The organism is Bradyrhizobium sp. P2_E8, assembly GCF_056403875.1.
In genome coordinates, this window is record NZ_JBFUES010001925.1 from 1 (window position 1) to 531 (window position 531).

Consider the following 531-nt stretch of genomic DNA (forward strand, 5'->3'; position numbering starts at 1 on the left):
GTCCGGGGCACGAGACCCGTACTAAGATCCCGCCTTCAACGCCTTCTCCATCTGCGGCAGCAGCACGCTGCGCAGATTGTCCGGCGTGATCGGGCCGACCAGCTTGTAGACGATGGTGCCCTCACGCCCGACGACGAAGGTCTCCGGCACGCCATAGACACCCCATTCGATCGAGGCGCGGCCGTTGGCGTCCACGCCGACGCGGCCGAACGGGTTGCCGTAGCGGCCGAGGAAGCGCCGCGCATTGTCGGATGCGTCCTTGTAATTGATGCCGACGAGCTGGAAGCGCTTGTCCTTGGCGAACTCGGTCAGGAGCGGCGCCTCGTCGTGGCACGGCACGCACCAGGAGGCCCAGACGTTGACCAGGCTGACCTTGCCCTTGAACGCGGCGGGATCGAGACCCGGCACCTGGACGTTGTCGGCCTGCAATCCCTCGAGCGGCGGCAGTGCGGTCTGCGGCGCCGGCCGCCCGATCAGCGCCGAGGGAATCCGCGAGGGATCGCCGCTGCCGAGCCGGAACCAGAACAGCAC

Annotated in this window: 1 protein-coding gene; it reads right to left on the reverse strand. The window is 68.0% G+C overall.

What is annotated here, in order from left to right:
• Positions 1 to 21 precede the first annotated feature (21 nt).
• The coding region (locus AC1D00_RS44740) for a DsbE family thiol:disulfide interchange protein (protein WP_477015165.1) at positions 22 to 531 on the reverse strand (510 nt) is incomplete at its 5' end.